Origin of the sequence: Flavobacterium sp. UBA2787 (assembly GCA_002352205.1) — a bacterium.
In the GTDB taxonomy this organism is placed as follows: domain Bacteria; phylum Bacteroidota; class Bacteroidia; order Flavobacteriales; family Flavobacteriaceae; genus Flavobacterium.
Window position 1 is genome coordinate 13,381 of the sequence record DEHZ01000007.1, and the last position, 18,626, is coordinate 32,006.

General features: G+C 35.9%; 16 protein-coding genes. 11 read left to right on the forward strand and 5 right to left on the reverse strand.

Going from position 1 to position 18,626, the window contains the following annotated elements; translation table 11 throughout:
- Window positions 1-92 precede the first annotated feature (92 nt).
- From B4N66_RS05805 to B4N66_RS05815, 3 genes are read left to right on the forward strand one after another with little or no spacing between them, the layout of a single operon-like run.
- The gene (locus tag B4N66_RS05805) at window positions 93-686 is read left to right on the forward strand and encodes a HupE/UreJ family protein (RefSeq protein WP_291093095.1); all 594 of its coding nucleotides are present in this window, start codon (window positions 93-95) and stop codon (window positions 684-686) included.
- Between the two features lie 23 nt (window positions 687-709).
- Window positions 710-1,138: a deoxycytidylate deaminase gene (locus tag B4N66_RS05810; protein WP_291093096.1), complete on the forward strand. Its 429-nt coding sequence runs from the start codon at window positions 710-712 to the stop codon at window positions 1,136-1,138.
- A 26-nt stretch (window positions 1,139-1,164) separates the two neighbouring features.
- Entirely contained in the window at window positions 1,165-2,736 is a 1,572-nt protein-coding gene (locus tag B4N66_RS05815; RefSeq protein ID WP_291093099.1) for a S41 family peptidase, read from the forward strand.
- 37 nt (window positions 2,737-2,773) lie between these two features.
- Here B4N66_RS05815 and B4N66_RS05820 read toward each other — a convergent pair whose 3' ends face one another.
- Genes B4N66_RS05820 through B4N66_RS05830 form a run of 3 tightly spaced genes read right to left on the reverse strand, consistent with a single transcriptional unit; the run spans window position 2,774 to window position 4,200 of the window.
- Window positions 2,774-3,382: an FAD-dependent oxidoreductase gene (locus B4N66_RS05820; RefSeq protein ID WP_291093101.1), complete on the reverse strand. Its 609-nt coding sequence runs from the start codon at window positions 3,380-3,382 to the stop codon at window positions 2,774-2,776.
- 2 nt (window positions 3,383-3,384) lie between these two features.
- Window positions 3,385-3,585, reverse strand: a complete 201-nt coding sequence (locus B4N66_RS05825; RefSeq protein WP_291093102.1) for a hypothetical protein — start codon at window positions 3,583-3,585, stop codon at window positions 3,385-3,387.
- 39 nt (window positions 3,586-3,624) lie between these two features.
- Complete coding sequence (locus B4N66_RS05830; protein ID WP_291093104.1) at window positions 3,625-4,200, reverse strand: MarC family protein; 576 nt, start codon at window positions 4,198-4,200, stop codon at window positions 3,625-3,627.
- 136 nt (window positions 4,201-4,336) lie between these two features.
- On the opposite strand from B4N66_RS05830, the gene B4N66_RS05835 reads away from it, so the two are divergent.
- The 8 genes from B4N66_RS05835 (at window position 4,337) to B4N66_RS05870 (ending at window position 14,419) form a co-directional block, all read left to right on the forward strand.
- Window positions 4,337-4,909, forward strand: coding sequence for a DUF3109 family protein (locus B4N66_RS05835; protein ID WP_291093106.1), 573 nt, complete (start codon window positions 4,337-4,339; stop codon window positions 4,907-4,909).
- Window positions 4,910-5,166: 257 nt separating this feature from the next.
- On the forward strand, window positions 5,167-6,144 hold the full coding sequence (locus B4N66_RS05840; RefSeq protein WP_291093108.1) for a ribonucleotide-diphosphate reductase subunit beta: 978 nt from the start codon (window positions 5,167-5,169) through the stop codon (window positions 6,142-6,144).
- A 192-nt stretch (window positions 6,145-6,336) separates the two neighbouring features.
- A complete protein-coding gene (locus tag B4N66_RS05845; protein ID WP_291093110.1) occupies window positions 6,337-8,772 on the forward strand; it encodes a ribonucleoside-diphosphate reductase subunit alpha in 2,436 nt (811 codons plus the stop codon).
- 699 nt (window positions 8,773-9,471) lie between these two features.
- Window positions 9,472-10,686 carry an aminotransferase class I/II-fold pyridoxal phosphate-dependent enzyme gene (locus B4N66_RS05850; protein WP_291093112.1) on the forward strand — a complete coding sequence of 405 codons (1,215 nt, stop codon included), beginning with the start codon at window positions 9,472-9,474 and terminating at the stop codon, window positions 10,684-10,686.
- A 41-nt stretch (window positions 10,687-10,727) separates the two neighbouring features.
- Entirely contained in the window at window positions 10,728-11,120 is a 393-nt protein-coding gene (locus B4N66_RS05855) for a GxxExxY protein (RefSeq protein WP_291093114.1), read from the forward strand.
- Window positions 11,121-11,291: 171 nt separating this feature from the next.
- Complete coding sequence (gene bioD, locus B4N66_RS05860; protein WP_291093115.1) at window positions 11,292-11,912, forward strand: dethiobiotin synthase; 621 nt, start codon at window positions 11,292-11,294, stop codon at window positions 11,910-11,912.
- Window positions 11,913-11,954: 42 nt separating this feature from the next.
- Window positions 11,955-13,220: an adenosylmethionine--8-amino-7-oxononanoate transaminase gene (gene bioA / locus B4N66_RS05865; RefSeq protein ID WP_291093117.1), complete on the forward strand. Its 1,266-nt coding sequence runs from the start codon at window positions 11,955-11,957 to the stop codon at window positions 13,218-13,220.
- 35 nt (window positions 13,221-13,255) lie between these two features.
- Window positions 13,256-14,419: a beta-ketoacyl synthase N-terminal-like domain-containing protein gene (locus B4N66_RS05870; RefSeq protein WP_291093118.1), complete on the forward strand. Its 1,164-nt coding sequence runs from the start codon at window positions 13,256-13,258 to the stop codon at window positions 14,417-14,419.
- Between the two features lie 46 nt (window positions 14,420-14,465).
- Here B4N66_RS05870 and B4N66_RS05875 read toward each other — a convergent pair whose 3' ends face one another.
- A complete protein-coding gene (locus tag B4N66_RS05875) occupies window positions 14,466-17,738 on the reverse strand; it encodes a T9SS sorting signal type C domain-containing protein (protein WP_291093119.1) in 3,273 nt (1,090 codons plus the stop codon).
- Window positions 17,739-18,116: 378 nt separating this feature from the next.
- A complete protein-coding gene (locus B4N66_RS05880) occupies window positions 18,117-18,596 on the reverse strand; it encodes a regulatory protein RecX (RefSeq protein ID WP_291093120.1) in 480 nt (159 codons plus the stop codon).
- Between the last annotated feature and the right edge of the window lie 30 nt (window positions 18,597-18,626).

An 18,626-nucleotide genomic window follows, 5' to 3' on the forward strand; every position in this document is an offset into this window, starting at 1 on the left:
TTTTCTTTAACATCATTTTAAAGGTTTCAATTCCAACAGTTTCAAAATAAATCGTAAGTTTGAACACCCTAAGTTTTAAAATCTATTAATCTATGTCAGAATTCTGGTTATACTTTAACATTGGTCTTCAACACGTCCTCGATATTGACGGCTACGATCACGTGCTTTTTCTCATCGCCCTAACGGTTCCTTATGCTTTTAAAGACTGGAAACGTGTGCTCATTTTGGTCTCACTTTTTACGTTAGGTCATACGTTGGCTCTTATGCTTTCCGTTTTTGAAGTTGTCATTATTAAAGCTAGTTTGGTCGAATTTCTTATTCCGATTACTATTTTAATTACTGCATTTTTTCATCTTTTTACAGCCGGAAAATCGGGTAAAAAAGAGAGTATTACGTTCGTTGCATTTGTCACTTTGTTTTTCGGAATTATTCACGGATTAGGTTTCTCTAACTATTTTAAATCCATTTTACCCGGTGAAAAAGTTGATAAATTAGTGCCACTTTTAGAATTTGCACTCGGAATTGAAGTAGCTCAAATCATAGTTGTATTAATTGTTTTACTTTTGTCGTATATTGTTCAAACATTTTTCCGTTTTTCTAAGCGGGATTGGACATTGGTTATGTCGTCCTTCGTGATTGGAGTAGTTCTTCCAATGATCATCGGCAGCGACATTTGGAAAGGATAAAGTTATACAATGGATGTTAAAAAATGAATAAAAAGAAATTAAATAAATATGACAAAGCCTACCTTCGTATTGCTAAAGAATGGAGTCGTTTGTCGTATTGCAAACGCAAGCAAGTAGGTGCCATTATCGTGAAAGACCGAATGATTATTTCGGATGGTTACAACGGAACACCGTCGGGTTTTGAAAATTGTTGCGAAGACGAAAATAATATTACAAAATGGTATGTGCTTCACGCAGAGGCAAATGCAATTTTAAAAGTTGCCGGTTCAACCCAATCTTGTGAAGGAGCCACACTTTACATCACCTTATCTCCGTGTAAAGAATGCAGTAAACTCATTCATCAATCCGGAATAAAAAGAGTGGTGTATCACGCGGGTTACAAAGATGATAGCGGAATTCAATTTTTAGTAAAAGCAGGTGTGGAAGTAGAATTAATTGAAGAATTAGAATAATCTTTTCTTGAGTAAGAAAACAGACAGTGAAAATCAAAAAAATATATTGGCCAATTGTACTCTTTTCTGCTATTGCATTAGGAGTGATTGTGGGAGGGAAATTAAACACATTTTCTCCTCAGGCTTCTTATTCGCCAAATAGTCACAAAAGTAAACTCAACCGTTTAATCGATTTTATCGAAAGAGACTATGTAGATCAGGTTGATACGGATAGCATTGTTGATTTAACCGTAAACGGAATTTTGGAAAAATTAGACCCTCACTCCGTTTACATCTCAAAAAGTGAATTTGATGAAGTTTCAGAATCAATGCGTGGTGATTTTGTGGGAATTGGCGTGAATTTTTATATGTATAAAGATTCTGTAGCTGTAATCAAACCTCTGCATGGCGGACCTTCAGAAAAAGCAGGAATCAAGTCCGGAGATAGAATTTTGTATGCCGACAAGTATAAATTATTTGGAAGAAAATTGCCAAACGATTCTCTTTTTCCAAAATTAAAAGGCGAAGTAGGTTCAGAAGTTACGCTGACACTTTTTAGAAAAAGCGAAAACAAACAACTTAAAGTCAAATTAAAACGCGATGTCATTCCGATAAAAAGTGTGGATGTTGCTTTGATGATTGAACCTGCTATTGGCTATATAAAAATCAATCGATTTGCCGAATCAACATACAAAGAATACAAGGAGGGGCTTTTAAAACTCAAAGCAAAAGGAGCAAAAACCATCGTGATTGATGTGCGAGACAATGGCGGTGGCTATTTAGACCAAGCCGTTAAAATTGCCGATGATTTTCTGGTAAAAGATGCTCCCATTGTTTCCACCAAAAATAAAAAAGGACGAGTTGATAAAACAAAAGCAACGAGTGGCGGACTTTTTGAAAGCGGTAAAATAATTGTTTTAATCAACGAAAATTCAGCTTCTGCTTCCGAAATTTTAGCCGGAGCCATTCAGGATAACGACAGAGGTCAGATTATCGGGCGACGTTCCTTCGGAAAAGGGTTGGTGCAACGCGAAATGGATTTAGGAGATGGTTCGGCTGTTCGTTTAACTGTTGCCAGATATTATACACCTTCCGGGCGTTCTATCCAAAAACCGTATGTAGAAGGAAATGAAGATTATTTCAACGAATTTGAAAAGCGTTTTTACAGCGGAGAATTATACGAAAAAGACAGCATTAAAGTTGCCGACAGTTTAAAATTTAAAACTCTAAAAGGCAGAACGGTGTATGGCGGTGGCGGAATTATTCCCGATGTTTTTGTACCATTAAACGGAAAACACGGTGATGAAGCCACCGAAATGTTAATGCAATCAGGAATTGTAAGCTATTTTGTGTTTGAACAATTAGACCAAAACCGAAAAGAATTTGGAGGATTGTCTTTTGAATCATTTAAAAAGAAGTTCGAAGCAACTAACGTATATGTTGATAAATTTGAAAATTACCTCAAATCAAACGGAGTTTCACTCAATTTAGAAAGCCACAAACCAATGGTGAAAAATTATTTGATGGCAGAATTTGCTCGTCAATTGTTTGATGAAGAAAAATACTTTGAAATTCGATTGAAAAACGATTTGATGATTCAGGAGGTTTTGAAGAAGTAAACTTTTTGTTTCAAGTTTCAAGTTTTGCAACCAACAACTATTTCTTCGTACTATCATGCACCTGAACGTGCACACCACCATTCCACAACGTTAAAATATCGGTCGCCACAGCAGCACCACTTCCGGCAGCAATAGACAACTGACTTCGCCACCCGGCCAAAACGCCACAAACATAAATTCCGTCTTTTACTAAATGATCGTGGTTTTTCAATTGAATGCGGTTTTTCTCAGGATTTGCTTTTTGATGTGGTATCACAAATTCTTCCAAACCTTCAATTGTAAAAGGATTTCCTGCTCCAATGCCAATCACAACTAATTTTGTGTAATATACATTTTTGTTGGTTGTTACCGAAAAATTTCCGTTTTCACCTTCGATTTTCAGCACTTTTTCGTTTGGAATTTGTTGAATATGCGGATAAATCGATGATAAATGAGCTAAACTTTCTGTTAATAATTCACTCCCTAACTTTCCGGCTTCAATGCCATACGCATTATTAAACAAAGCATCTTGTAAAGAAGAAGCTTTTTGGTGTGAAATCAATGCGATTTTTTTGTCGGAAGCAAATGGTTTTGAATGAGCGGAACCAAGCAAAAGAGCACAAGAAACTCCTGAAACGCCACCGCCAATGATGAGTACATCCAACATATTTATTGATCTTTCAGTTTGTCTTCAATCGACTTAGACATTCTAAAAATAAGAAGGATAATAATCGCACAAAACGCAGCAACAATTCCGATTAGGGCAATCATACTTTCTTGTTCAAAAAGATTACTAAAATCCAATTGAGTCACATTAAAGATGATTAATCCGAAAGCCAATGCAATAATGATGTAAGTGAAAATCTTCATTTATAATAAAATAATAATACAAAGGTAAGTTTAATCAAACTATTCAAAAAGACCTTTAACATTAGCCGCAAATAATTTAACAGCAATGGCAAGTAGCACAACGCCAAACACTTTTCGAATTACACTAAGTCCGTTTTTGGTAAGAAAACGCTCAATTCTGGCAGAAGATTTTAATACACCATACACCAAAATAATATTCAGTATAATGGCGATGATGATATTAATTGTTTGAAATTCTGCTCTTATTGAAAGTATAGTTGTCATCGTTCCTGCACCGGCAATCAACGGAAAAGCAATCGGTACAATTGAAGTGGAACCATGATCTTCATCACGGTATAATTTAATTCCTAAAATCATTTCCAAAGCCAAAAAGAAAAGCACAAATGAACCGGCAACGGCAAAAGAGTTAATGTCGATACCAATTAATTTCAAGATTGTTTCTCCCACAAATAAAAAGGCAATCATAATAATAGCGGCTACAATCGATGCTTTTTCAGATTGAATATGACCTGCTTTTTGACGTAAATCGATAATAATCGGAATGCTTCCCACAATATCAATTACGGCAAAAAGCACCATTGTTGCTGTAAAAATTTCTCTTAAATCTAATTCCATGACCTTCAGTTTTCTGCGGCAAAAATAGCCTTTTTAATCACTATCTTCGTGAAAATTGAGTTAATTATTTAACGCATTTCAACCGAAGAATCAAACATTCCTTTGTACCTTTGCATCATCATTCTGACAATAATTTATGTTTCAATTAGGTAAAACCATCGTTTCAGAAGAAATTCTGGAAAAAGAATTCGTTTGCAATCTAACCGCTTGTCATGGAGCTTGTTGCGTAGACGGCGATGCCGGTGCACCCTTAAGTGAAGATGAAACTAAAATTTTAGAAGAAATTTATCCGAAAGTAAAACCCTTTCTTCGAAAAGAAGGAATCGAAGCCATAGAAAACCAAGGAACCTGGATTAAAGGTGAAGACGGCGAATTTGAAACACCATTAATCGACGGGAAAGATTGTGCCTACGTTATTTTTGACGGAAAAACCGCTTTATGCGGAATCGAACAAGCCTATAACCAAGGAATTGTTTCTTGGAAAAAACCGGTTTCCTGTCATCTTTATCCAATTAGAGTGAAAGACTTCTCCGATTTTGCTGCTGTGAATTATCACCGTTGGGATATTTGTAGTCCGGCTTGCTCTCTTGGAAAAGAATTGGAAGTTCCGGTATACAAATTCGTTAAAGAAGCATTGGTTCGAAAATTTGGCGAAGAATGGTATCACGAACTCGAAAAAGTGGGCGAAGAATATCAAAAAGGGAAGTAAATTTTCCGCTAATTTTCCTTATCAATAATTTCTTAAAATAGTAAAATTTCCCTCGCGACCGCTAATGAGTTGGTTTTTAAATTGCTGATTAACAGGTTTTTAATCAAGTAATTATAAAGTAGGAAAAAAACTAACCGTTGTTAAAAACTATCCCCGATTGTGAATAAGTTTGACTTTCATTTACCAATTTGAATTGCAATCTTTGTAACTCTTAATTACCAATTAATAATCCTCAAAAATAACTTAACATAGAAAAGATGGCAGCAGTAGAACCAATTTTGCAAGAAAATAAAGACAGATTTGTAATTTTTCCAATCAAACACCACGACATTTGGGAATGGTATAAAAAGATGGAAGCGAGTTTCTGGACCGCAGAAGAAATCGATTTACACCAAGATTTATCCGATTGGAATACAAAATTGAATGAAGATGAAAAGTTTTTCATCAAACACATTTTAGCATTTTTCGCTGCTTCTGACGGAATTGTAAATGAGAACTTAGCCGAAAACTTCGTAAACGAAGTACAATATCCGGAAGCAAAATTTTTCTACGGTTTTCAAATTATGATGGAAAACATCCACAGTGAAACCTATTCGTTGTTGATTGACACGTATGTGAAAGACGAAAAAGAAAAAGACCAATTATTTCACGCATTAGATGTATTTCCGGCTATTCAAAAGAAGGCAAATTGGGCATTAAAATGGATTGGTTCCGATTCATTTGCTGAACGTTTAATTGCGTTTGCAGCTGTAGAAGGAATCTTCTTTTCCGGTGCATTTTGTTCGATTTTCTGGTTGAAAAAACGTGGTTTAATGCCGGGACTGACTTTCTCAAACGAATTAATTTCACGTGACGAAGGTGTTCACTGTGATTTCGCCGTTCACTTGCACAATCATCATTTGGTGAACAAAGTATCAAAAGAAAGAATCAAAGAAATCATTACCGATGCGTTAACCATTGAGAGAGAATTTATTACCGAATCACTTCCTGTAAGTTTAATTGGAATGAATGCCACATTAATGACACAATACTTAGAATTTGTAGCCGACAGATTATTAGTAGAATTAGGATGCGAAAGAGTGTACAATTCTTCTAACCCATTTGATTTTATGGATATGATTTCGCTACAAGGAAAAACCAATTTCTTTGAAAAACGCGTAGCAGAATACCAAAAAGCAGGTGTGATGAATACGGATTCAGATTCACAAAAAATTAGTTTCGACGCCGATTTTTAGAGATTGCCACTAAGAAGGTAAGACACAAAGTTTCATCTTAGCCAACATAGTAAATACTATATTTTCTTTGTCAAAGTTTCAAACTTTGACAAAGATTCAATATAAAAATACCGGGATTAGTTTCCCAAAAATCAACTAACAAATAACCTAAAATAGAAAAGGGATTTTCTGTTTTAAAAAACATGTAACAGTATGTATGTAGTAAAAAGAGACGGTCACAAAGAACCGGTAATGTTTGACAAAATCACAGATAGAATTAAAAAACTATGCTATGGATTAAATGATTTGGTCGATTCTGTAAAGGTCGCCATGCGAGTGATAGAAGGATTGTATGACGGTGTAACTACATCAGAATTAGATAATTTAGCGGCAGAAACCGCAGCCTCGATGACGATTGCTCATCCCGATTATGCACAATTAGCAGCTCGTATTGCTGTTTCTAACTTACACAAAAACACCAAAAAATCGTTTTCAGAAACAATGTCTGATATGTACCACTACGTGAACCCACGTACAGGACAAAAATCGCCGTTACTTTCTGATGAGGTGTACGAAGCAATCATGGCCAATGCAGAAACATTGGATTCTATGATTATTTACAACAGAGATTTTAATTATGATTATTTCGGTTTCAAAACATTAGAACGTTCGTATTTACTAAAAATAAACGGAAAAATTGTTGAAAGACCACAACATATGTTGATGCGTGTTTCGGTTGGAATTCATTTGAATGACATCGAAGCAGTGAAAGAAACCTACGAATTAATGTCGAAAAAATTCTTCACGCACGCAACACCAACTTTATTCAATGCCGGAACACCAAAACCGCAAATGTCATCATGTTTCCTATTGACTATGAAAGATGACAGCATCGACGGAATTTATGATACATTAAAACAAACCGCTAAAATCTCGCAATCAGCGGGCGGAATCGGACTTTCTATTCACAATGTTCGTGCAACCGGATCCTACATTCGTGGCACAAACGGAACTTCTAACGGAATAGTTCCAATGCTCCGTGTTTTCAACGATACAGCTCGTTACGTTGACCAAGGTGGAGGAAAAAGAAAAGGAAGTTTTGCCATTTATTTAGAAACTTGGCATGCTGATATTTTCGAATTTCTAGATTTGAAAAAGAATACCGGAAAAGAAGAAATGCGTGCCAGAGATTTATTCTTTGCGATGTGGACGTCTGATTTATTTATGAAACGCGTGCAAGATGATGCATCGTGGACCTTAATGTGTCCAAACGAATGTCCTGGTTTGTGTGACGTTTACGGCGATGAATTTGAAACATTATATACTTCGTATGAAGCCGCCGGAAAAGGTAGAAAAACCGTTCGTGCTCGTGAACTTTGGGAAAAAATCCTCGAATCGCAAATCGAAACCGGAACACCGTATATGTTGTACAAAGATGCAGCGAACCGAAAATCAAACCAGAAAAATTTAGGAACCATTCGTTCGTCAAATTTATGTACGGAGATTTTGGAATACACAGCTCCTGATGAAGTAGCGGTGTGTAATTTAGCCTCTATTTCGCTACCAATGTTCATCGAAAACGGCAAATTTGATCATCAAAAATTATACGATGTAACCAAACGTGTAACTCGTAACCTAAACCGCGTAATCGACCGAAATTACTATCCGGTTCCCGAAGCAGAAAATTCAAATATGCGTCACCGTCCAATTGGATTGGGAGTACAAGGTTTGGCAGATGCGTTCATCTTACTTCGCTTACCGTTCACCAGCGACGAAGCAAAACAAATGAATCAAGATATTTTTGAAACACTTTATTTTGCAGCCGTAACCGCATCCATGGAAATGGCAAAAGAAGAAGGACCGTATTCCACTTTCAAAGGATCGCCCATTTCGCAAGGAGAATTCCAATACAACCTTTGGGGATTAAAAGATAGTGATTTATCCGGTCGTTGGGATTGGGAAAGTTTACGAAAAGAAGTGGTAGAACACGGTGTAAGAAACTCATTGTTAGTCGCTCCAATGCCAACCGCTTCCACGTCACAAATTTTAGGAAACAATGAAGCATTCGAACCTTACACATCCAATATTTACACAAGAAGAGTACTTTCAGGTGAATTTATTGTCGTAAACAAGCATTTGTTAGAAGACTTAGTAAATCTAGGTTTGTGGAATGATACGTTGAAACAAGAAATCATGCGTCACAATGGTTCGGTGCAAAACATCGACGTTATTCCTCAAGATATCAAAGATTTATACAAAACGGTTTGGGAAATGAGTATGAAAGATATCATCGATATGTCACGTCAACGTGGTTATTTCATTGACCAATCACAATCCCTGAACTTGTTTATGGAAGGAGCAACCTACGCCAAATTAACCTCAATGCATTTCTATGCTTGGCAATCGGGTCTAAAAACCGGAATGTATTATTTGCGTACAAAATCAGCGGTTGATGCCATTAAGTTCACCTTAAACAACGACAAAAAAGCAGAGCCGGTAGAAGTAATCGAGCAACCAATTGTGGCCAAAAAATTAGAATCAATCGCGGTTTTAAACGAACCGGTCGAAATGACGCAAGAAGAATACCGAGCCATGATCGAAATGGCCAAAAACGCCGGTCCGGAAGATTGTGAAATGTGCGGATCGTAAAAGAGAATAGAATAAAGAAAATAGAGCATAGAAAATCAGCTGTTTACTTCGGTAAATGGCTGTTTTTTTTTGAAGCTATTTCCCGCTTTTCATTCCAAGTCCGTTTGTTGGGTTTGGTTCGGCTAAGCTCTGCCAAGAGCTTCCGTTGGTCGCTTTGGCAAAGCAAGCCTTACACAAACCCAACAAGCCGTGCTTTCCATTACAATCGGGGCTAGGCTTCAGTGCTCACTTAGCAGTTTTCAGTCGCAGTTTTCACGTAATCTTGTCATTCCGTAGGAATCTCAGTTTCAGTCCCAGTTTTCACACAATTTTGTCAGTCCGACGAAGTAGGACACGAGCGATAGCGAACTTGCGAAGCAATCTCATTTCTGTGTATTCTGTGCTTTCTGTGAGAAAAAAGTATTCAGTCGCAGTCATCAGTCGAAGTTTTGCCACAATCTTGTCATTCCGTAGGAATCTCAATCATCAGTCACAGTTTTCAAACAATCATTTCATTCCATAGGAATCCAAATTATCAATAACGAACCAATTTTTTTTAAATTTCTCCCATTTTTCTAATCTGTGTTCAAAACAACTTTCAACCCGCAACCTCCAAAACTTCATGTCAAATTCAATCAAATAGCACAATTTCATTTTCAATTCGTACCTTTGAAAGTCAATTTCCAACAAAAGAAAAATTACAACTCATTTAGTTACTCAATGAAATCCCTCCCAAAATCCCTTCACCAAAAACTCCTCCAACGAGAACAAAACAATGCTCTCAGAAAGTTAGTTTCACCTAATCACTTAGTCGATTTTTCCTCTAACGATTATTTAGGTTTTGCCAAAAACGAAGAAATTTTTCAGCAAACACATGACTTGTTAGTTTCCAGAAATTACAAAGTAAACGGAGCCACCGGTTCGCGATTACTCACTGGAAACCATTCGATTTATTCAGAAACAGAAGAATTCATTGCCCAATTTCATCAGGCCGAAGCAGCCTTAATTTTTAATTCCGGCTACGATGCCAACGTCGGTTTTTTTAGCTCTGTTCCGCAGCGAAATGATATTATTTTATATGACGAACTAAGCCACGCCTCCATCCGTGACGGCATTCAAATGAGTTTAGCCAAATCATTCAAATTCAAACACAACGATTTAGTTGATTTAGAAAATTTACTGACTAAGTTTTGCCCGACAACCGACAACCAACAACCGAAAACAGATAACAGACAACCGACAACCGACAACGGACAACAGACAACAGTTTTCATCATCACAGAAAGCATTTTCTCCATGGATGGCGATTCACCCGATTTAGAAAAATTGGTACAGTTGTCCGAAAAACACAACGCCTATTTAGTCATCGACGAAGCCCATGCTTTAGGAGTTTTTGGAAAAAACGGAGAAGGTTTAGTGCAACAGTTAAATTTACATAACAACGTTTTTGCCCGAATCATCACTTTCGGAAAAGCCTTAGGATGTCACGGTGCAGCCGTTTTGGGCAGTGAACAACTTAAAACCTATTTAACCAATTTTGCCCGAAGTTTTATTTACACCACCGGATTATCGCCCCATTCGGTTGCGACTATTTTTGTAGCCTATCAGCATTTGCCTAAAAGCGAGCAAGAAAGAGCAAAACTTTTTCAAAACATAAACTTTTTTAAGCAATCTATTTCAACTCGCAACTTTCAACCCGCAACCCGCAACCCTCAACTTTCATCCTCCTCAACCATCCATTCCATCATAATTCCTGGAAACGAGCGAGTAAAAATCATTGCACAACAACTCCAACAAAATGGCTTTGATGTAAAACCTATTTTGTCACCAACCGTTCCTGAAGGCCAGGAAAGATTGCGGTTTTGTTTGCACTCTTATAATTCTCAAAAAGAAATTTTTACTGTTTTAGATTTGTTAAGTACATTTGTGTTTTAAGCCACGGATAAAACTGATTTTAACAGATATAAACAGATGATATGACAAATTTATTACACAAATCAATTACAGATGCAATTTTAAAAGCCTATTACAACGTATATAATGAATTAGGCTCCGGTTTTCTTGAGAAAGTATATCAAAATTCCATGTTTTTTGAATTAAAATCGTTTGGACTTAAAGTTGAAGCTCAAAAGCAAATTAAAGTCTATTTTAAAAACCAACTTGTTGGAGATTTTTATTCAGATTTATTAATAGAAGACAAAGTAATTGTTGAGTTAAAAGCCACTGAGTTTCTCATGGATATTCACACAGCACAAATAATAAATTACTTAAAAGCAACACCCATTGAAGTAGGTATGTTATTAAATTTTGGAGAAGAACCGGAATTTAAAAGAGTGATTTACACAAATAATAGAAAAACGAGCATTTAAAATCAGCAATAATCCGTTCAATCCATATTATCCGTGGTTAAAAATAGAATGACATTATTTTAGTAGTCGTTGAAAAAAGGCGAGCTAAAAGCAGTATCATACTTATAATCTTTTCAAAAATCCTTGCAAACTTTGCGTATTCTTTGCGAACTTTGCGGTTAAACAACTACCATGAAATTATTCATCACCGGAATTGGAACCGACGTAGGAAAAACAATCGCTTCCACCATCATCACAGAAGCCCTTGAAGCCGATTATTGGAAACCCGTTCAAGCCGGAGAATTAGATTTTTCAGATAAAGATAAAGTGCAATCACTCATCAGTAATTCAAAAACTAAAATTCACGAAAATAGTTATGCTCTGCAAACGCCTGCTAGTCCACATTATGCTGCAGCTTTGGACGGAATTTCCATCGATATAAAAAAAATCACTGAACCTACAACTAAAAATCATTTGGTAATTGAAGGAGCAGGAGGCATTTTTGTGCCGTTAAACCAAACAGAAACTGTGATGGATTTAATTCAACCCGATTACAAAGTAATAATCGTTTCCCGTCATTATTTGGGAAGCATAAACCACACATTGTTAACGATTGAAGCCCTTCAAAACAGAAAAATTTCCATTGCCGGAATTATTTTTTCCGGAGATGAAAACGAAGCCACAGAATCTATTATTCTATCCAAAACAGGAGTAACTTTTTTAGGAAGAATTGACAACGAACCCTATTTTGACCAAAATGTAATTTCCTATTACGCCGAAAAGTTTAAAGAAAACCTTCAAAACCTCGTCTAAAAATCCAACAATCCAACAATCGAACAATCCAAAAATCCCCTCATGAACCTTTCTCAAAAAGACAAACTCTACAACTGGCATCCTTACACCCAACACCAAACCACCGGACTTTTACCGGCAATTGTAAAAGGTGAAGGTGTTTATTTGTGGGATGAAAATGGAAAAGAATACATCGATGCCATTTCCAGTTGGTGGGTCAATCCTTTTGGGCATTCCAACCCGATTATTGCCGATGCGATTTATAAACAACTAACTACGTTAGAGCATGTTTTGTTTGGTGGTTTTACGAACAAACCCGCTGTAGAATTAGCAGAAAAATTGATTTCTATTTTACCATCCAACCAAAAAAAATTGTTTTATTCTGACAATGGTTCAACTGCGGTGGAAATTGCCATTAAAGCAGCTTTGCAATTTTTTTATAATAAAGGAGAAAAGCGTACCAAAATCATTGCTTTTGAAAACGGATTTCACGGTGATACGTTTGGAGCGATGGCAGCTAGTGGCATTAGTTTTTTTACGGAAGCTTTTCAAGGATCGATGTTGGAAGTGGTTCGGATTCCGATTCCAACATCAGAAAACAATAGTTTGACTTTATTGGAAAATTTACTGCAAACCAATGAATTTGCCGCGTTCATTTTTGAACCTCTTGTGCAAGGTGCTGCCGGAATGGTGATGTATGAACCACAAGAATTAGATAAACTGATTTCGCTTTGCAAAAAAAATGATGTTTTCACGATAGCTGACGAAGTCATGACCGGATTTGGTAAAACAGGAAAAACCTTTGCCTGCGATTATTTATCTGAGCAACCCGATATGATGTGCTTATCAAAAGCCTTAACCGGAGGAACTATTCCAATGGCAGTGACGAGTTTTTCGCAACCAATTTTTGATGGATTTTTATCGGAAAACGTAAACAAAGCCTTATTCCACGGACACACTTTTACCGGAAACCCAACCGGATGTGCAGCGGCTTTGGCAGCGATTGAGTTACTTTTTTCCGCAACAATGCAGGAAAATATTGTTCGGATTGAAGAGCAACATTTGCAATTTAAAAAACGAATTGAGCTTCTTCCAAATGTTGAAAATACACGAGTTTTAGGCATAATTTTAGCTTTTGAAATTAAAAGAGAAACTTCCGAAAGCTATTATGGTGATTTCAGAAATAAATTATATGCTTTTTTTATCGAAAACGGCATCATTCTTCGTCCGGTGGGCAACACAATTTACATTCTTCCACCTTATGTTACCACCAATGAACAATTGGAAATAATTTATAAAACCATTGAAAAAGCGTTGGAGATAGTGTAAATTTGTATTTTATAAATTTCATTCAACTTTCTTTTTTGAACTCAAAAATTGCCATAACTTCTTTTGCTTCGGTTTCTCCTTTAGGAAATGATGCTGTTTCTGTGTGGGAAGCCTATCAATCGGAACAATCGTTAATCAAACCCAATCAGATAGGAACTTCTACTGTTTTTGCTTCTTCTTTATCGGAAGAAAATAAACAAAAAGTAGCTGCGTTGCGATTATCTGATTCAAAATATAAATTTTTAGACAATTCAGTATTGTTTGCCATTTTAACTTCGCGACAAGCTGTTGCAGTAGCCGAATGGAAATCGGAAGAAGTATTTGGAATAAACATTGGTTCTTCACGAGGAGCGACACAATTGTTTGAAAAACATCATGCCGAATTTTTATCCACCGGAAAAGCTCAAACGTTAGCTTCGCCAACCACCACATTGGGAAACATTTCCAGTTGGGTGGCTCAAGATTTGCAAAACAACGGTCCGGAAATTTCACATTCTATTACATGTTCCACTGCTTTGCATGCGTTGCTTAACGGAATTGCTTGGCTTGGTTCGGGCATGGCTGATAAATTTTTAGTGGGTGGGAGTGAAGCTCCACTTACGCCATTTACGATTGCTCAAATGCAAGCGTTAAAAATATATTCTTCGGCAGAAAGTTCAGATGCTTATCCTTGCAAAACCTTTGATTTTTCTAAAACAAAAAACACAATGGTTTTGGGAGAAGCCGCTGCCACAATTTGTTTAGAAAGCGGTGAAAACGAAAAAGCAATTGCTTATGTAGAAGGTTTTGGCTATGCTACTGAAAATTTAAAACATTCGATTTCCATTTCTGCTGAAGCAACTTGTTTTCAGAAATCGATGAAAATGGCTTTAGGGAAAATGAATCCGGAAGAAATTGATGTTATTGTGACGCATTCACCCGGAACGATTCAAGGCGATTTGAGCGAAATGAAAGCAATTGAAATTGTTTTTGGAAATTCAATTCCATTACTAACCAACAACAAATGGAAAATCGGACACACGTTTGGAGCTTCCGGTATGTTGAGTGTGGAAATGGCTTTGTTGATGATGCAACACAATCAATTTATTCAAGTTCCTTTTTTGAAATCTCAGCAACAAATTCGTTCGTTGCGAAAAATCATGGTAAATGCGGTCGGTTTTGGAGGAAACGCGGTGAGTATTGTTTTGTGTAAGGCATAAAAAAATCCGCAGTGTTCTTGCGGATTTTGATAGTATTTTTATTTTCTTAGAAAACCAATTTTCTTGTCACGATTTCATCATTCTCCAATTTTATTTTTACAATTAAAACTTGATTAGAAATGTTTAATTGATTTGAACTAAATGTATTTTGATTAATAGCTTCGTAGAAAGCAATCTCTTTTCCTGTTATATCAAAAACTGAAATTGCTTCAATTGAATTAGTAGGGGATTTAACTTCAATTGTTTTATTCGTTTTAATTACTTGCAGATTATTTTCAGCTAATGCTGGATTTTCAACACTTAATGTTTCGCTTGTAAATCGTAGTTCAAAACGGTCGTCAAATGTTCCGGGAGTGGCTTCAAAAGTAAAAGGAGCTACTTTTAAATCGTGGTATAATCCGGTTGTGTTATCAAATAAATACACATTTTGTTCTCCAAAAAATCCATCAACTTGTTCAATCGCAATGGACATTACACTCGAAATCGTACTTACATATCCAATCGGAATAATTTCAGTTTCTTCAAATGGCAACGCTTTTCCTTGAATGGATAGTTTATTTTCATCCAAAATAGAATAAATGCTAACAAAATTTCCGCCGTTCGTATGTTTTCCGTCAAAACCATAATCTAATCCGTTCGTTGCATCGTTTAAATAACCTAACAAAGTTTCGTGATAAGCTCCATTATCATTAGAAATATTCAACCACAAACGATTTTTTTCTGTTGTTTCAGAAGCTATAGATGGTGAAGAAAATCTAAAAAATTGATTATTATCTTCAATTACTCGCATACTGTTGTTAAATTGTGCTTGGTAGGTTCCGTTCGCTAAGTTACTTTTCACATTAATAAAAAATGCTTGTCCCGATGCTACTTTCCCTGTTGGAGCAACCGCACCTGTAATGGCAGATCGAGATGTTTTTACACCACCCGTAAGGTTATATGAAGCGTAATCGTCAGCTGTGTAATTATACGCTTGGTTGCCCGTAATACTATTGCTGATTGCCGTATTGTGTGTCCATAAATAAATAGTTCCGTCAAAAATTGCACTGTTTGTTGGATCTAAAATAAATTTGTCAATGTCAATGGCAGACGGATAAGGATTTCCAATCAAGTTATTCGTTTTAGTACCTTTTGATGCATCAACTGTAATAATTCCGTTATTGGCAGTACCGATAAAATGTCCTTCATAAACACCGTTAGTGGCGTTCGTTAAACTCCATCCGTTTGGAGCACGAACAATATATCCTTTCCCGGCTTGCATTACGTGATTTCCTCCGGAAAGCGTTGTCCAACTTCCAGCCACAGGATTGTAGCTATGGTAACGTGACGGATTGGTGTTTGGCGATAATTGATTTAATTTCCATCCATCCACCGGTGACGACCAATAACTATAGTCTAAGGTTTTCATTGGTGTTGTGTTTCTGTACACTAAAATTTCACCGATGCTTTCACTTTCGTCTTCCACTTGCACTAAACTTCCGCTGTCTAAAATGGTTAAATTACCGTCAACCTTTACATTTGTTTCAATTTTAAAGTAATTGTTTTCGGCAATAATTGCTTCTACATTTGCACTAATAAGCAATTCGCATGCAATTAGATTTCCATTAATTTCTGTGTTATAATCGCCGTTTAAAATAGCTTTTACATTTTCATCAGGTGTTCCATTGTTCCATGAAGTACCATTCCAAACCGTTGTAGTTCCGCATCGTTGAGCCATAAATTCATCGGCACCTATATCGGGAGTTGTTGTACTTCTTATTTCTTCATCAATATCAATGGTAACGTCTGTCAAAAATGTTCCTTTGTTGTCTAAATCAGGGTTTTCTTCCGTTAAATGCAAATCGGTTGAAGAAACGAAGTTTGGTATTAAATCTAACGAATTAGCATCTTGTTGTGTAGCCGATTTCCAATTAGCCAACGTTGATTGGTTAGAACTCAAGTAACCAATGTGTTGAACAGAATAATAGTTGTTGTAATCAATAACTGTGTATGCATTTCTATTCACACCGGAATATAAAGCATAACGCGTTCCGGTAGTAGATGTGTTTCCTAAAATGTTATTTACTACACTAAATTGATTACCGGAATCAATACGCAAAGCAGCACTAATGTTGTTTTGATTGTTGTTCATCACAATTGTGTTGTGATACAGCTTTATACCTCTTCCGTTTCGCACATAAATACCATTTGCATTATTTGTGGTTGTTCCGTTTGTGGCAATATCACTGATGAAATTGTTGCTAATTTCTGTATTGGTGTTAGTTGAAGTTGAAATATTTACGTCAATTCCGCGAACAATTCCGCCACCACTATTTTTGATATTTCTGATGATATTTCTCGTAATTGTGGCATTGCTAGTACTGTTTCCTTGAATATACATCGCTGCTCCAATCATATTGTTGGAAGGATGTGAAAAATTTAAAATTTGATTTCCTACAATAGTATAATTCAATCCATTTAAAATATTCATTCCATAGATGTTTGAACTTCCGGTATTGAGGTGACGAATTCCATCGATTATATTATTTTCAATTCTAAAATCACTAACATTGTTGACGTAAATTCCCATATCCGGTTTTTGACTGTCTACCGTTGAAACCATTCTGTTTCTACTAATCAAAAGGTTGGTAATTCGGTTGGAATTGGTGTTACTATTCACATGAACTCCTTGACGAATATTCACATATTCATTATTAATAATTTGTGAATTGATATTATTAGCAGATGCTACACCATTTGATAAATCGGAGTTGCTTCCGTTTCCGCCTGAAAAAACACCACTTAACCATCTGCCGTCTTGATTACGGTTGGAATTTCTTAAAACAGTATTTTTCAATGTTATATTTGTTGCTCCATTTGTTCCGTTACTGGCAATCCAAAAAACGGTTTGGCTTACATAACTAACTGAATTGTTGTTTTGCAAGATTAAATTGCGAACATTCTGATCGTTAGTATTGTTTCCATTGATAATAATATTATCTCCACCGTTGATTTTTAAAACCGCAGCAATACCTGTGTAGCTGTTTGGACTGTTGACAGAAATCGTTACATTTTTATTAACTGCCGGTTCAATCGTTACCGTATTGGTAGTGCTTGAACCTGCAAAGGAATTGATTGTAAGCGTGGAAGTATAACTTTCATTGTTCAACAATTTGAACACAACCGGACCACTCACACCATTTGTGTTTAGTCGATTAATAGCGTTTTGTAAATTGTTAAACGGACTGGCTTGTCCTGTGCCAATTTCATAGGTTCCGTTTAAAGCTTGAGCAAATGTGAAAAGAGGGAAAAAACAAACAAAAAATAAAATTTTTTTCATAGCAGGTTAAATAATTTTTTAAGGGAGTAATCCTTTTTTGTACTAATTTTCGTTGTCAAAACTATTTCTTATAATTTATATATCAAAATAAATAATCGACAAAGTGCTTAATTTTAACGTTTAAATGCAATATTTATCAATAAATGAAAGAAAAAACATATTAAAAAGGTTTTCATCTTTTTATATTTACGGCAAAAGTACTGCTGTGGTTTTCGCTTTGAAACTAAATCTGCTGAATTGTAGGAGAAAACGATGAGTAACATCATTTAACAGTTTTGGTGTTGTACGTCGATAACCTTAACAAATTTTAACGAATAGCTTTATTTTGTTGGATTTTGGAGGGAAGATGGAAGTTGGAAGAAGAGTAGTTTTTGAAGTTTAAGATAAACGATTCAATTTTTTGGAAGTTTCATACACCCAATCACTTTCCCAACCTTTACGAAGTAATGTGTCGCAGAATTTTTTTCTTTTTTTGAGGATGTTTTTTTCAGTAATTGAGTCCCATGTTTTTTCGGCTAGTTCCGAAAATGTGCTTTCATATTCTTCTTCAGGAATTTCTTTTAAACCAATTCTAATCAAATAATCAGAAAGGTTTCGTTGTTTCAATTCGCTTGAAATGCGTTTTTTTCCCCATTTTTTTTGGTGAAATTTACTAATGGAAAACAACTTAGCAAACCGTTCTTCATTCAGAAAATTATGATTAATTAAATGCACAATCACTTCGTCATGCTGGTTTTGAGGAACCGATAACGTATACAGTTTTTGAACCACTTCGGCATGGCAACGTTCCTGATAAGAGCAGTAGTATTCCATCTTTTGAACGATTTCTGAAAGTGAAGTAGCTGATTGTGAGTTCAATGATAGAAATTTAGTCGTTTTTTGTTAATA

What these genes read in the sequence shown, in the direction of transcription:
- B4N66_RS05805 (WP_291093095.1), top strand. Translation starts at nt 93, where the DNA reads ATGTCAGAATTCTGGTTATACTTTAACATTGGTCTTCAACACGTCCTC.
- B4N66_RS05810 (WP_291093096.1), top strand. Translation starts at nt 710, where the DNA reads ATGAATAAAAAGAAATTAAATAAATATGACAAAGCCTACCTTCGTATT.
- B4N66_RS05820 (WP_291093101.1), bottom strand. Translation starts at nt 3,382, where the DNA reads ATGTTGGATGTACTCATCATTGGCGGTGGCGTTTCAGGAGTTTCTTGT.
- B4N66_RS05825 (WP_291093102.1), bottom strand. Translation starts at nt 3,585, where the DNA reads ATGAAGATTTTCACTTACATCATTATTGCATTGGCTTTCGGATTAATC.
- B4N66_RS05830 (WP_291093104.1), bottom strand. Translation starts at nt 4,200, where the DNA reads ATGGAATTAGATTTAAGAGAAATTTTTACAGCAACAATGGTGCTTTTT.
- B4N66_RS05835 (WP_291093106.1), top strand. Translation starts at nt 4,337, where the DNA reads ATGTTTCAATTAGGTAAAACCATCGTTTCAGAAGAAATTCTGGAAAAA.
- B4N66_RS05840 (WP_291093108.1), top strand. Translation starts at nt 5,167, where the DNA reads ATGGCAGCAGTAGAACCAATTTTGCAAGAAAATAAAGACAGATTTGTA.
- B4N66_RS05845 (WP_291093110.1), top strand. Translation starts at nt 6,337, where the DNA reads ATGTATGTAGTAAAAAGAGACGGTCACAAAGAACCGGTAATGTTTGAC.
- B4N66_RS05850 (WP_291093112.1), top strand. Translation starts at nt 9,472, where the DNA reads ATGAAATCCCTCCCAAAATCCCTTCACCAAAAACTCCTCCAACGAGAA.
- B4N66_RS05855 (WP_291093114.1), top strand. Translation starts at nt 10,728, where the DNA reads ATGACAAATTTATTACACAAATCAATTACAGATGCAATTTTAAAAGCC.
- bioD (WP_291093115.1), top strand. Translation starts at nt 11,292, where the DNA reads ATGAAATTATTCATCACCGGAATTGGAACCGACGTAGGAAAAACAATC.
- bioA (WP_291093117.1), top strand. Translation starts at nt 11,955, where the DNA reads ATGAACCTTTCTCAAAAAGACAAACTCTACAACTGGCATCCTTACACC.
- B4N66_RS05875 (WP_291093119.1), bottom strand. Translation starts at nt 17,738, where the DNA reads ATGAAAAAAATTTTATTTTTTGTTTGTTTTTTCCCTCTTTTCACATTT.